The organism is Tamlana sp. I1, assembly GCF_015355625.1.
Classification (GTDB): Bacteria; Bacteroidota; Bacteroidia; order Flavobacteriales; family Flavobacteriaceae; genus Pseudotamlana.
Genome location: NZ_JACLAF010000009.1, coordinates 112,064 through 127,181 on the forward strand (window position 1 = coordinate 112,064; position 15,118 = coordinate 127,181).

The following is a 15,118-nucleotide window of genomic DNA, read 5'->3' on the forward strand; positions in this document are numbered from 1 at the left end:
GAAATCTGATGCAAAGATAATAAAAAATGAACGTTCATTCTTTTTTTAACAAAGAATTATGGAGTTCTAAAATAGATTTTTTTAATAAATAGCATGTATAGAAAAAGAAAGTAAGTCTTTACATCGGATATAAAGTTGATTTTTATAACAAATAATTAAGAAATTTTAAGTATATTTATTTCTCCCTATTAAAGAATTATAATTTAAAGACATCTAACAATGAGCTACATAGGTTCTTTTATGGGAGAGTATGATGTTTCTATTCCTGAGATTTCTTCAAAGGAAATTGAAAAATTTGAGACGCATAGTTTAGACACTGCACATTATTACCTAGACTATATAAATTACAGTGTGTTTCAAAATCCATTTCGAAAATTCCCTTATTTCACAGCAAGCAATATTCATGGTAATCTTTTTAAGGAAATCACTAGAAATGAGTTGTTTTCAGGTAAAGGGGATACATGGAAAAAAGATTCGCGAATTCCTGAAACTGAACAATTAGGTTACGAATTATATAGTGCTGAAAAAAGTGATTTTGACAGAGGTCATCTTACTAAGCGAGAAGATGTACAGTGGAGTGAAGATCGAAAAGTAGCTATAGCTGCAGCCGAATCTACTTTTTTCTACACCAATGCCATGCCACAGGTAGATCGTTTAAATAGGGGTATTTGGAGACAAATTGAAGATTACATATTGCATAATCAAACCATTTCAAAACAAATTAAAATTAATTTATTTACAGGTCCTATTTTTTTGGATAATGACCCAGATTTTGTTACAAAAATAAAAGAAGATGTCATCCAACTTCCTTATTTATTTTGGAAAGTAATTTACTATCAAAATAATGATAAACTTCATAGAACCGCTTTTTTAACCAGTCAGAAAAAACTATTAGAAAAACGACGGATTGTAAAACCGGTTGTTAGGAGCGATGAGCAACTAGAATCAGATTTATTTATGACTTTTAAAGATGCTGAAACCTACCAAGTTCGTGTTGATTTTATTGAAAAATTATCAGGACTGAAGTTTCATGAAGCTGCGGAAAATTTTGTAGAAGAAACACCTGAAGAGCTTATTGTTTCTGGTGTTAATGTACGGTCAGATAAAACAAAAGATATCAAAAAAGCCATAATTAATATAACTCTTTAATTTACAGCTGTGATAAAAATATTACTCATAAAGGTAAATCCCATTGGTACAACCAACTTATTCCTTGATACGGAAGAAAATAATATTGAAGAATCTCGTGTAGCTTCTGCAAATCGAGATTTTTTTGAGATTAAATCTAAAGGCGCAGTAACCAAGGACATGCTACATAGTTGCCTTGAAAGTTACAAACCTCATATTTTACATATTTCGGGACATGGTAGTGCAGATGGCGTGCTTTATTTTCATGATGAAGAAAATGAAAAGGAAGAATTATCAATTAGCATGTTTAGTGAGTTTATTCAGAATTATAAACCTAATCTAAAATGTGTTTTTATGAATGCTTGTTTTAGTTTGAATCAAGATTTTATTGTAACTGAAGATCAAGTAGTTATTGGAATGAATAATGAAGTTCCTAATGATACTGCATTAACATTTTCAAGAGCATTTTACACATCTTTTTTTGAGGGAAAAACTATTATGAATTCATTTCGAACAGCTGTAGATGTTGTGGGTATCGATGGTTTTGGAGAAGAAAGCATTCCTGTTTTATTTGGTTCTACTAACCTTGTTTTGAGCAATAATACATCCGAAAAAATACCTGTTGAAGTTGTACCTACAGAAAACTTCACCTTAATTAGAGCTAAACGCGAGAAACGAAAACGCGATTATTATATCTTAATTGGGGTTACCATTTTAATTTCTATTCTCCTTATAATCGTTTCTTTAACCTCTGGCCAAGATAAACTTTATACACTCGTAGGCTTGCTACCTCTTGGCTTGATTAAATGGTTTAAAGATAAACTTGATAGAATTGAAGACTCTCTAACCTTATTGATGCTACTAGAAACCGAAATTAAACAATTTATGGAAAGGCTTCAAACACCTCCAATTCCTGAGTCCGCTAACGATACCGCAAAAAATCTAAACCAGCAATTTTGGAACATTGTTAAATAATTTATTAAATCAACTATTATGAATGACTTTAATGAAAAGTTTAAAGAGTACGAATCAAAAAATAAAAAAGCAAATAGAACCGCTATAACCATTACCATAATAGGCTTACTTATTTTTGCTGGTTTATTTATGTATAATATCTATCTAGAAAAAGAAAAACAAAAGGACGAAGAAATTATTTTTAAGTATAATAACGAACAAATTAAAGAAACTGAAATAAAAGATTCCATTAATTATATTCAAAAAATAAAACGTGAAGATTCTCTGCAACAAGCCCTTAAAATGGTACAATCAAAAATTAATGAAATTAAAAACGATAAAGGCATTAATAATACGCTTAGACAGAAAATTAATCTAATTCAAGCTGAAGTAAACAATATAAAAGCCATTGCTAGAGACACCATTGTTGTACGTTATTATAAACGCAAAGCTGATGGTAATTTAGTTGAAAAAGCCATACGCAGTATTAACGACCCTAGTTTTCATATTAACTACCGAAAAGTTCCTAACGATGATGGACAGAATAAAGTAAACACTTTATATTTTGGCAAGAATTTAAACAAAAAATACGTAGATGTACTCTATAATAAACTGATTGAAAACAACGTGCAAATTGAGTATTTAAAACCATTTTTAAGTGCAAGAGGTTTTGAATGGAAGCAAAATGCTATAGAAATAGGTTTTGAAAAAACGGCATCTAATATTAATGAAAATGCCAAAACTTATATTAGAATATATAGTTTTAAACCTAATAATAGCATTAAAATAGCTATTAGAAATAAACTGGAGGCTCAAGGGTTTCCTGTAACGCTTTATCCTGATTGGCCTGAAAAACCATCATTTTTCTCAAATAAATCAACAGTGCTATATTACCATGCAACTAATAAAGATAAAGCTGTGTCTATCGCCAAAACACTTACAGAACTCATCAATAAAATGTCTGTAAACCAAGGTGCTGTTACAGATTTTGATGTAAAAATGGGAGGTGGTTATGGTGTAGGCGAAAATGAAAAGAAGCACCTGTTTATTATTCATTATAACGGAAATTAACACTTTTTAACTCTAAAAAATTAAATAAACAATTAACCATTATGGCCGAAAAATCGAACACTTTTCATTTAGGTTTAACTATGGCAGGAGCTGTTTCTGCGGGCGCTTATACAGCAGGTTTTATGGATTATATGCTAGAAGCACTTAATGCATGGGAAGCGGCAAAAAAGCAAAATGAAAACAATCCCAATAGCAAAATTCCCAATCATAATATTATTATCGATGCCATAGGTGGCGCATCGGCAGGAGGGATGGTGAGTATGATTTCTGCCCTAGCTTTGTGTTCAGATCAATTAGAGCCTGTTAAAGAAGTGTCGCACACCAAAACCGGCAATGTACTTTATGATAGTTGGGTGTTTCTTGATGATGACGATAGTTTGTACGACGGCCGAAAAACAGGCAAAACAACTTTCGAAAAAATGCTAACTAATAACGATTTAGAAACGAATAAAACCGCCCCATCGTTACTAAACTCGAAACCCATTGATAGGATAGCAGAACGTGTTTTTGAATCGCTTTCTGAGGATGCTTCGCCAAATAAACTCCCTGAATACATCTCTAAAGACTTTCGTGTTTTATTAACGCTTACAAGCCTACGTCCTTTAGATTATAAGGTAAAGTTTAGCAAAATAAAATCTAAGTTTATGGATTCTACGCCAGGGCATCGCATTAGTAATCATGATGTTGTGGCGCATTTTAAACTAAAATACGATGGGGTAGCCGATAAAGATAAATTCTTGCCTTTTAGTCCGTTTTCTAAGAATTTTGAAACTTCTTCGGGCAAGCCCATACCATCCAATCGAGATTTTTTAATCAAAGTCACCAAAGCAACAGGCGCATTCCCAATTGGCTTGGCACCGCGTTATTTTGATATTGAATTTACAAAGGCATACATCTCAAACAGTTTAACAAAACGAAAAGCGTTTAATGCCGAAATGGATATTGAATTGAGCTTGGATACCAAAGGGCCATTTCAGTTTACAGCGGTAGATGGTGGTGCGATTAACAACGAGCCTTTCGATGAAGTTTTACGATGTCTTGTTGAAAAACATGGTCCGGAAGACCTTCTAAACCCAAAATATGGTACAATTTTAATTGATCCTTTTCCAAATTTTCAGGATAAACTTAGCACTGAAACACCAAACTATCAAAAAAGTAGTATTATGAGTATTGTTGGTGGTTTAATTCCAACCATACTTAATCAAGCTCGAAATAAACACAGTGATACTTATGGTATTGGGTTGTTTAAGCTTATGGCCTTTCCTAGAAAATTAAAATTAGGATCGTTAGAAGAAGCCGATCATCCGCCTTTAGCCACAGGCGGTATTGGTGGTTTTGGAGGCTTTATTGATATTGAATTTAGAAAGCATGATTTTTTCCTGGGACGTAAAAATGCAAAGAACTTTTTAAGAGGTTTAATGTTTATGGAATGTGATAAAAACGATTCAAATAACCTATTCTATAATATTAGTGATGAGTCGATTAAATCATTTAGAAAAATTGTAAAAGATGAAGATGGCTCCAAGAAAATTTACATGCCAATAATTCCAGATGTAAGTAAATTAGATGCTGATGATGAATCAAATCCGTCGCGATATGAGGTTCAAGATTTCCCTAAGTTTGATAAAAAAGCCTTCGAAAAATTAGAAAAACCCATTAGAAATCGTGTAAAAGCTATTTTAAAATTAGAGCTGAATGATAAATTTTCAGGTTGGATATGGGGTTTAACAAAAGGCATTGTAATCAATAAACTTTCAAAATCTGTAACTAAATGGACAATTAAAACCATTGAAGAGGATTTTGCAAAACGGGGGATGTAATTGTCTTAAAAACTCATTTGTTGCTTAAAGAACGCCCCCTATAATTCCTCTAGGTATAATTACTCAAAACCTATCCATATTTGCGTAAAACATCTATAAACAGTAATTTGTAATAATTTTTTATATTCTAAATATTATGACTTCGGCAAGTTCAGCCAGACATAAAGCTTTAGATCTGAGTTTTCTGCTAAAAATAAAATCCCTTTGTTTGAAGTATTATAAAGATGGGGGTTAGGGATGTTCAATCTATTAGCCATACTATTTATCTTCAAACAAAAACTATTCAAATTAAAATTTATAGCTCTAAATTCTAATCCTTTGCAAAATTCTTCTTTAATTGCTTAAAATAATCATCAGCTTAAAAACCAATCAAATAGCAATATTCTATGGCAAGTTTAGAACAAAAAGCAGCGATTAACATGAAATTAATAGCCGTTGGACTCCTTGTGTTCTTCGGGATTATTTTCTTCGTAGATCTTCAACCAGGGAAACCAGAAGTTACCTATACCGCAGCAATTGCTTTGTTAATGGCTTTTTGGTGGGTTACCGAAGCCTTACCCATTGGCGTCACTTCGTTTCTTCCTATTATTTTATTTCCTGTGCTTGGTGTTTTAGATGGTAAAGCCATTTCCAACGCCTATATTAACTATGTTATTTTTCTGTTTATTGGTGGTTTTATTATGGCATTGGCCATGGAAAAATGGGACCTTCATAAGCGTATCGCCTTAAAAATTTTAGCTGTAGTTGGCGGGAGTCCGTTTCGAATTTTACTAGGGTTTATGCTCGCTTCATCATTTTTATCCATGTGGATGTCTAATACCGCAACCGCTATGATGATGCTTCCTATTGCTTTTTCGGTAACCACAGCTTTAGAGGAAGTACATGGCAAGGTAAACATGAGTTCGTTTGCTGCGGGTTTACTGCTTTGCATTGCTCATGCCTGTTCTATAGGTGGCATTGCAACGCTTGTGGGGACACCACCAAATTTATCATTTCTAAGAATTTTCGAAATTATTTACCCTAATGCTCCAGAAATTTCATTCGGACAATGGATTTCCTTCGCATTTCCTATTACGGTGATGATTTTTATTTTTTCATTGGTATTGCTTTACATCACTTTTAAACCTAAAGCTAACATTGAAAAATTAGATGCCTATTTCTTCAAAAATAAATATGCAGAACTAGGAAAAATCACCACAGAACAAAAGCGCGTTTTTGTTTTATTTGTCGCTCTTGCTGTATTATGGGTTTTTAGAGCCGATTTAAATCTTGGGTTTGTAAATATTCCGGGATGGAGTTCTGTTTTTAAAAATCCGAAGTATTTAAATGATGGTACGGTAGCTATGTTTATAGCCTTATTATTATTTATAATACCTTCATCCAAAAAAAATGAAGGTCTGGTAACTTGGAGCATTATGCTTAAAATTCCGTGGCATATTGTTTTTCTATTTGGTGGTGGCTTTGCCTTAGCTAAAGGGTTTATAGATTCGGGGCTATCAAACTATGTTGGCGGCCTGTTAAGCGACACAAAAGAGCTATCGCCCGTAATGCTTGTTGGCACTTTAACCGCGTTAATGTCTACACTTACAGAGTTTACATCTAACACTGCAACCACAGAGATGATACTACCTATTATGTCTGGTTTAGCATCAGAAATTAGAGTAAATCCGCTGTTAATCATGATTCCTGTGACTTTGGCAGCATCCATGGCTTTCATGTTGCCCATTGCCACACCGCCAAACGCCATTGTTTTTGGTACAGGAAAATTAAAAATGATGCAATTGGTAAAAACAGGCTTTATAGTTAATGTTTTTTCGGTCCTTATTATTGTTTTAATGACTATGCTTTGGGGGACTATAATTTTCAATATTGATCCCGCAGTTTTTCCAAAATGGGCAGAACAAATCCCGGAAACGGTAAAGCATTAGTTCCGTGAAAATTTATACTTATTTTAATTTTTATTGCTACTGTAGAAAGGCTCGTAATAAGTAATATTAGACGCGCTCTATATAACAAAAGAGCTACTACTTATGATTTAATTTATAGTAATATGATAAATACGCTTTTAAAGTTAGCAATTATCTTGTTTAATCATTTTTAGCGTGGGTTTTATTGATATTCAGTTAAATAAAATAAGTCTAAATTTTAAACACGTGTTAAGCTTAGTTAGAAACGTTAAAATTCCGTAATTAAAAAGTTTAAGAGAAATAAAACTCTATTGTTTATAGTCAATTTCACTCAAACATGTAAACGATGAAGAAAGTAATATTAACAAAGGTCACCTTACTAAGGGAGTAGATGTACAATGGGTGAATTTTGAATAGCAGCTATATATGCTGCCGAATCTACTTATTTATAAACCATTCTTTGCCACAGATAGACCGTTTAAACAGGGATGTTTAAAGGAAAACAGGCAATTGCATAATCAAACCATTTCAAACCAAAATATAATTAGTACCAATTCTGTATTGAAATTACTGTAAAATATAATGATGATTTTTTCTTTATAAAAAAACTTAAAAATAAAGCATAGCCGTAGTTAGGGTATTTTTTATGTTGAATCCGAAAAAATTCAAATATTTTACAAGAATCAACTTGTATGTACAAGTAAAATATTATATTTGTTTTTTAATACAACCTACATTTTAATATTAATGATCGTAATATCTCTCTCTCTATTTTAATTCATAATAAAAAGAAATTTCTTATCAAACTTAATTAGGTAAAGAGGTTAGATTGTTGGCTAAAATTTGTAGGATTAACTAATAGATTATGAAAACATTGGAATTATTAGATTATGTGGTTTTTGGTATTTACTTTTTGTTAGTTATAGGAGTTGCCATATACGTATCTCGTAAGCCAAAAGGACATAAACGCAATGCTGAAGATTATTTTTTAGCAGGACGTTCCTTACCATGGTGGATTATTGGATCATCCCTTATTGCTTCTAATATTTCAACAGAACAAATTATTGGTATGAATGGCACTGCTTTTGAAAGTGGAATAGCTGTGATATCTTATTCCCTTATTGGGGGAGCTATTTCTATTTTAATTGTTGGGAAATATTTTCTTCCAAAATTTCTAAAGGGACAAATATATAGTATGCCTGAATTTCTAAAAAAACGTTTTGGGAGTAAAGTGAGTACTTTAATGAGTGTTTTTTGGATCTTAGTGTATGTCTTCGTTAACTTAACTAGTGTACTTTCATTAGGTGCAATTACTTTACATGCTGTTTTAGGAATACCAATTATGTATGGCGTAATTGGTTTGGCAGTTTTTTCAGCAATTTATACTATTTATGGCGGACTTTCGGCTGTTGCTTGGACAGATTTTATTCAAGTTGGAGTTCTTATTGTAGGAGGGCTAGCCGTTGTTTGGTTGGGCTTAGATCAGGTAGCTCTAAAGTATTCTGAGGCAGGGGTAATAGATGGCATTTTAAAACTTGTAGAAGTACAATCAAATAAATTTCATACAATTCTACCTGCTTCTCATCAAGAATTACCTTGGACTGGAGTCTTTTTTGGAGGCCTTTGGATAGCAGCGTTAAGTTATTGGGGTTGCAACCAATATATAATTCAAAGAGCTTTGGCAGCTAAAAACTTAAAAGAAGCTCAAAATGGGTTGCTGTTTGCTTCAGTATTGTCAATAATTGTAGCAATTATTATTGTGATTCCTGGGGTTATAGCTAGTGAATTGTTTACAGATAGAATTGGGACTAGAGATGAAGCTTTCCCTGTTTTAATAAGGGAATTACTTCCTGTAGGATATTCTGGTTTAGTAATTGCGTCATTAATTGCAGCCATAATATCTTCTTTAAATTCTATGTGTAATAGTGTGGCTACAATTTTCACAATGGACGTATATAGAGTTAGTATTAATCCAAATGCAAGCAGTCATCAAATGGTGAAAATGGGAAGAATAGTTACAGGGATTTCTTTAATTATTGCTGTCCTAGTAACACCTGCAATTGCATCAATGGGGAAATTATTCGCATTTATTCAAGAATATACTGGATTTGTTACTCCTGGGGTGTTGTGTATTTTTCTTACAGGACTGTTCTGGAAAAGAACTACCAGTAATGCGGCCCTAAGACTCACTAATTTAGAATTGGGGTATAACTTTACAGGAAGACTTCTTGATCAGATAGGGATGTCAGCTTGCCGTATATATATGGGGGCTTCAAACCTTTTTACCATTACTAACTACTCTGGTTTAGATCCAGAAGATTCGAGGTTTCCTACCCCAACAACATTTGTGTCGGGATTAAACATAAAGCTTTAATATGTAGGGATTAGGTTTGTGTTTTATTGGTGATATTATGTATTTAAAAAAAATAACAAATCGTAAGAAATATTAATAATTCACCAATTTAATGTGGAATTAAATCATTGAAACAAATTAAAACAGAAAATTAAAAAAACATGAAAAATTATAAAATAAAATTTTTACTCCTTGGTCTTGTAGCTTTTATAAGCTCCTGTGAAGCCGATTTGGAGGATGTAAAACCAAGACAGGAATTAGAAGAGACCTATTTTTCATCAGAACTCAGAATCCAACAAGCCGTTGGAGCAGCCTATGCTAAGTTAGCAGATATTTACGGCGCGCAACTAAATGCTGCTAGCCCACAGGGCGCTATTTTATTACCTGCAGATGATGTAACCTTTGACGGTGAAGGTAATTCTTTTGAAAACTTTTCAGGACTTACTGCTGGTAGTGGTCTCGTGAATCATTATTGGAAGAGGTATTACGAACTTTTGGCTAGAACAAATTTTGTTTTAGAAAAAATAGAAGAACCTGAAGTTAGTAAACTTTATGAGACTGCAGATTTAAAAGATTGGAATGAAGGGGAGATGAAGTTCTTAAGAGCTTGGTGTCACATAAAGTTATGGGATATGTTTAGAAAGGCTCCTGTAATGGATAGTAGAATAGGGTCTCCTGAAGATGCTTACTTGCCACCGTCTCAGGATTTTGAGGCTCTTGATTTTGCTATTGCAGATTTAGAAGAAGCTACTGCTTTATTACCGGTAGATTGGGATAATAGTAATAAAGGTAGAGTATTTAAAGATTCAGCTTATGGTTTATTGGTAAAAGCATATGTAATGCGTGCTAACTATAGTAAGGACTTACAGTATTATACTAAGGCGATTGCGGCATATTCAAAAATTACAACACGTTCTTTAATGCCTCAATTTGGCGATAATTTTGATTATCGAACAGAGAACAATATGGAATCTTTATTTGAGTACCAAGCGAGTTTTAATGCGACACAAGAGAATGCGTGGTTGAATAATGACTTCGGTGGCGGTGTAGGTCAAATGGGAGCGTATTACCACTACTTTACTGCTCACTGGGGGAATTATAGTTCGGGCATTTTTGGACCTACACAAAAGATCATAGGTGCTTTTGACTCCAATGATCCTCGTGCTGAAGAAACTTTTAGTAGCAATCCAGATAATTTAAATTGGTCATTGTGGTTTATTGATCCTAATTGGACTAGGTTTAATGGCTATCACTATGTAAAATATGTAAAAGCGGAAAGAGGAAATAACTATGATGATACATGGTTGTTAGGTTCTGCAAATAATCCACGTTTATTAAGATATGCAGATGTCAAATTACTTGTAGCTGAAGCTTATTTACAAATTGGAGATCAGGCAAATGCCTTGATGCAAGTGAATGATATTAGAGAGCGTGCGCGTTTCTCAACTCCTAATGGGACAGAGGCAGCTGCACCACTTGCATTACCTTCGGTAACGATGCAAAACATTATGGATGAACGTTACAGAGAATTAGCAGCTTAGGATGGTATAAGATGGACGGATTTAAGAAGGTGGCACGCAGCTGGCATAATAAATCTAGACAATTGGACTTCTACAGACTTCGGTTATCCTTATGCACCTGAAGGGTTCGGGTTTGAGACACACAATCTACTTTACCCTATTCCAACTTCAGAACTTAATAGTAATCCATTGATGGCCGAATCAGGTAATAATCCTGGATATTAAAATTATAAAATTCGTTGAATTTTAGTTAGTTAGTTTGTTTAGTTAAAGGCAGAAATTAAATATTTCTGCCTTTTTTTTAATTTGGCGCATTCAGATTTTAGCTTAATTACAGAATAGTCGAATATTAAAACCAAGAATTGATAAAATATCAGTCTTGGTTTTTTGTTTTTTAATTAAAATCTTGATGTATTAAAGTTTATAGGTGCAATTATAACATAGCTATGGACTAAACAACATTTTACAGCTAGTAGTTTTTTCTTTGACACCAAAAGTATCAACTAAAGAATCCCTAGGAATAGGGTTTAGTTTTACAAAACACACATTTTTACAAAAAATAACTATTACGAATTGGATATTCTGAGGTATTACAGTATAAAATACTATATAAAAATAGGTCCGACCGACTAGTTTTAAATCGAATAGATATTTGTAATATTGGGTCGCCAACAGGGGTATCTAAATTTTTAGCCACTTCTTTAGTTGCCGCAATAGACCTTAATTCTTGTTCAGACCCTATAATTTCTATGTAATGGTTTTGACTAAGGGTTTTAAAAAACGATCCGTCTACAAAATCTTCAGATTTTATAAGTTCTAAGGCATGTTGTGAGTACCAGTTATTTTCTAAAACAATTGGTTTATTGTTAATATATCGAACTCTTTGAAAGTAAATAGAATCTGATTTTTTTTCTTCTTCCGAGAGCGGAAAAATGATTACGGGATCCCATTTTGAAATTTTGGGTTCTTTTGTGATTTTTGTTAAAACCTCATAATCGGGTGTAGAACCTGAAAAGCCTCTTACAGTTAACAATCCGATTGATTTACTGCGTCTTATAACTTTACTACCTTTTCCTTGTTCTTTTTCTATAAATCCCTCTTTTAAAAGTTCTTCGAGTGCTTTTCGGACGGTCGTACGTGTTGTTGAAAACTTACTGCATAATTCATTTTCTGAAGGGATGTAATGATCTTCAGGATATGTGCCAGACTGAATTTTTTTCTTTACAAATTCATAAATTTGTTTGTACTTTTTCAACTTCTCCATATATATCCAATTATTTCTAACAAATATAATATTATCTTTTCTTTGTAACAATTCCTTTTTGATGTTTATCTGCTTTATGGAATCTGACTAATTTATTGATCCTGGACTTATCTAATTTTGTGATTGTTTGAGTAAGTTTTTTTGTGGTTCTAACAATGAAATTATCATTAATCTATAGTGTGTAATCTACTCACTTTTGGACCTACGACACAGAACAGAAATCCAGTATAACAGACTTAAAATCCTGTATTTTTTTGTTAGTAATATTTCTTACATTTATTCCCTGAAAATTCAAACTAATTAAAATTATAAATTTGGAAAAACCAATTGGCGATTTACATTGTCATCCATCATTTAAACCAACTAATAACCCAGAAATAAAAGACATTTGGACCTACAAAAACAACTCCAATACTAAAGACCTCTTTCAGGGCATTTTAGGCGTTAGTCCCAGACGTTGGTTGGTAAATATTTTTGTTAAAGACTTAGCACGCTACACCCAATCTAACCTAGATAACTGTTATGAAGGTAATAATAGACTGCTTTTTTTGTCTATTTACCCTATAGAGCGTCAGTTTTTAAAAGTAGACCGACCGTTTTCAACATCAACTTTCTTGCAACGGCTTATTTTAGGAAAAGTCTTTGGTATAAAATTAAAGCTAGATATCGACTCGAGAATCTTTCGAATTCTCACAGGGTTTTCAGAAGACAACGTTAATTATTATTTGAAAAATGCCTACGAATCGGAAGTTGTAGATTATTTTGATGCAGATTTAAAAACCGAATACCAATACCTTAAAAACAGCGATTTAAGTAGTTCTTCTAATATTTCAGATGAAAACTGCCCATCCTTTCAATTGGTTTCTAATTACGAAGAATATTTAGAGCTTACCAACAAAAACATTATTGCAGGCATTGTAACTATTGAAGGCATGCATGCTTTAGGGCAGTATAAAACCAGCGATTTGTTTGGAATTAAAAGCATAAACGAGCTTCAACCAGAAGCACAAACCCAGCTTAAAAACCATTTTATAACTAACGTTTCCAGACTAAAAAATAAAACAGAATTTGAGTTCACGCCCTATTTTATAACCTTTGCCCACCATTTTAACAACCTGCTTACAGGTCATGCAAAAAGCTTTGGCGAAGCAAAAAACAAATCGGTTCCAGGTTTTTCAAATGTATTTAATCAAAAAAAGGGGTTAGATCTCGGGATTAGCGATTTTGGCAAAGAACTTATTATAAATCATTTGCTTTCAAAAACAAACGGGCAACGCATTCTTATAGACACCAAACACATGTCTTTAGAAGCTCGAAATGATTATAATGCCATTGTAAAAGACTTTAGAAGGCGCAACGATACGGTGCCCATAATTATAAGCCATACCGCCATTAACGGAATTTCAACACGTGCTAAAGCTGCCGAAAAAGAAGACACCAATCAGCTCGATAAAAACTCATACGTTAGCCGTTGGGACATTAATGTAACCGATGAAGATATTATTGATGTGTTTGAATCTGAAGGTATTATTGGTGTTTGTATGCACGACGGAAGAATGCCAGGAGGGAAGTTTAAAGCCTTACTTAAAGGCTATAAAAAAGGTAACATTCAAAAGGAATCGGTAAGCAGGCTGCATACTCAAATGTTTTTAACAAATGTATTTCATATTGTGAAAATTAATTTAAAACACATTAGAAAACATAATGAACAACATCCAGAAGCTTGTATTCCTGAAGTTGATGCTTGGAAAACCATGTGTTTAGGTTCCGACAACGATGGTATTGTCGATCCGTTCGATAATTTTAGTACCGCAAGTACTTTTGGAGATTTCAAACAGCGTGTTGAACAGGCTATAACTTGTAATTTTCATAAACCTTGGAAAAAATTTAGAATACTTTGTATAGAAGAGGATTCGTACCACTTTTTTAATGAAACAGAACTCCAAGATTTAATGCAAGGCTTAAGTCCTGAAGCGATTTCCGATAAAATATTTTCTGATAACATTCAACACTTTTTGTCTAAATTCTATACGAAAGCGTATTTAAATGATGACGTGTAACAGCCAGTAATCAAACAACTTATATGGGGAAATTTTACAAAATAATTCTCGTAATTATTTTAATAATTAGCACTGGAAATTTACTAAAAAACCTATTTAACGACCATGCTTTAAATAGGATTCTAGAAAATTTAGAGCTCACTAAACAAAGTTTAAACGCTGCTATGTTATCCAATAATAAAGCGCAAGACGAAATAAAAATCATGCAAATTCGGCTAAGCGCTTTTAAAACTAAAAATGAAGCCCTGCAAAACGAAATAGACATAATTAATTTAGAGGCCGAACGCTTAAAAGTGCTCACCTTAGAACGACGCGACGAAATAGATTTAGAGCTTAAAACCAAAAGAGAACGCATACTAATACTACAAAACAAAGACCAGGCATTGGATTAGTTATACACAGTCCTTATGAACAAAATCTACATAGTTTTAATATTTATTTTTTCAATAAACAACATGCTATTTTGCCAAAGCGCTGTAGAAATAGTAGCAGATACCACAACTATTTATAGCGGATATTCAACAGAATTAGAGAAGCCCATTGTAATAAACGGCTTTACTTTTATGAAAAACAGTGCCGATGTAAAACTTTATGTTTTTAATGAACAAAGCTATAATCATTTTCAAGAGTTAAGGAAGTTTCTAAAAGAAAACAGCAGTTTTAAAACACACGACATTATTGAAGAATTAAATAATACCATTGCCAAAAACCATTATTTGTACACCAATTTGTCTAAAAAATGTAAAGCTCAGCAACTTCTGTTTAATGAAACTACTAACGACTTTGAGCAGCATTTAAACACATTAGAACAAACGGTTAATCTCACTCAAAATTCATTAATTCAAGCCAATACCACTTTAGAAATCGCTACCGAAGAACTAAAAGCCTATCGAAAAAAACAATTCTGGAAAAACTTTGGATACGTGGGTGGGGGAGTTGCAGCAGGGTTGATTATGGGGTTTTTGATGGCTAATTGATGATTATATATAAAATCGAAACATCCACTTGTTTTTTGCATCATTTCTAAAAATTAACAACCCA

The 15,118-nt window shown here is 32.9% G+C and carries 10 protein-coding genes and 1 pseudogene; 10 read left to right on the forward strand and 1 reads right to left on the reverse strand.

Going from position 1 to position 15,118, the window contains the following annotated elements; translation table 11 throughout:
* The first annotated feature begins 219 nt into the window (after positions 1–219).
* The 7 genes and pseudogenes from H6X70_RS09750 to H6X70_RS09780 all read left to right on the forward strand — a co-directional run bounded on the left by H6X70_RS09750 (position 220) and on the right by H6X70_RS09780 (position 10,978).
* Positions 220–1,149 (forward strand): DNA/RNA non-specific endonuclease, encoded by a 930-nt coding sequence (locus H6X70_RS09750; RefSeq protein WP_194767491.1) that lies wholly within the window; start codon positions 220–222, stop codon positions 1,147–1,149.
* 9 nt (positions 1,150–1,158) lie between these two features.
* On the forward strand, positions 1,159–2,103 hold the full coding sequence (locus H6X70_RS09755) for a CHAT domain-containing protein (protein ID WP_194767492.1): 945 nt from the start codon (positions 1,159–1,161) through the stop codon (positions 2,101–2,103).
* Between the two features lie 18 nt (positions 2,104–2,121).
* Positions 2,122–3,153: a LytR C-terminal domain-containing protein gene (locus H6X70_RS09760; RefSeq protein ID WP_194767493.1), complete on the forward strand. Its 1,032-nt coding sequence runs from the start codon at positions 2,122–2,124 to the stop codon at positions 3,151–3,153.
* Positions 3,154–3,194: 41 nt separating this feature from the next.
* The gene (locus H6X70_RS09765; protein ID WP_194767494.1) at positions 3,195–4,973 is read left to right on the forward strand and encodes a patatin-like phospholipase family protein; all 1,779 of its coding nucleotides are present in this window, start codon (positions 3,195–3,197) and stop codon (positions 4,971–4,973) included.
* 386 nt (positions 4,974–5,359) lie between these two features.
* Complete coding sequence (locus tag H6X70_RS09770; RefSeq protein ID WP_194767495.1) at positions 5,360–6,901, forward strand: SLC13 family permease; 1,542 nt, start codon at positions 5,360–5,362, stop codon at positions 6,899–6,901.
* Between the two features lie 844 nt (positions 6,902–7,745).
* Positions 7,746–9,254 carry an SLC5 family protein gene (locus H6X70_RS09775; protein WP_194767496.1) on the forward strand — a complete coding sequence of 503 codons (1,509 nt, stop codon included), beginning with the start codon at positions 7,746–7,748 and terminating at the stop codon, positions 9,252–9,254.
* Between the two features lie 140 nt (positions 9,255–9,394).
* Positions 9,395–10,978 (forward strand): annotated as a pseudogene (locus tag H6X70_RS09780) (RagB/SusD family nutrient uptake outer membrane protein).
* 325 nt (positions 10,979–11,303) lie between these two features.
* On the opposite strand, the gene H6X70_RS09790 reads toward H6X70_RS09780, so the two are convergent.
* Positions 11,304–12,017, reverse strand: coding sequence for a GntR family transcriptional regulator (locus tag H6X70_RS09790; RefSeq protein ID WP_194767498.1), 714 nt, complete (start codon positions 12,015–12,017; stop codon positions 11,304–11,306).
* A gap of 314 nt (positions 12,018–12,331) precedes the next feature.
* Here H6X70_RS09790 and H6X70_RS09795 point away from each other — a divergent pair, with 314 nt between their 5' ends.
* The 3 genes from H6X70_RS09795 (at position 12,332) to H6X70_RS09805 (ending at position 15,054) form a co-directional block, all read left to right on the forward strand.
* A complete protein-coding gene (locus tag H6X70_RS09795; RefSeq protein WP_194767499.1) occupies positions 12,332–14,077 on the forward strand; it encodes a hypothetical protein in 1,746 nt (581 codons plus the stop codon).
* A 23-nt stretch (positions 14,078–14,100) separates the two neighbouring features.
* On the forward strand, positions 14,101–14,469 hold the full coding sequence (locus tag H6X70_RS09800) for a hypothetical protein (RefSeq protein WP_194767500.1): 369 nt from the start codon (positions 14,101–14,103) through the stop codon (positions 14,467–14,469).
* Positions 14,470–14,532: 63 nt separating this feature from the next.
* A complete protein-coding gene (locus tag H6X70_RS09805) occupies positions 14,533–15,054 on the forward strand; it encodes a hypothetical protein (protein WP_194767501.1) in 522 nt (173 codons plus the stop codon).
* The last annotated feature ends 64 nt before the right edge of the window (positions 15,055–15,118 follow it).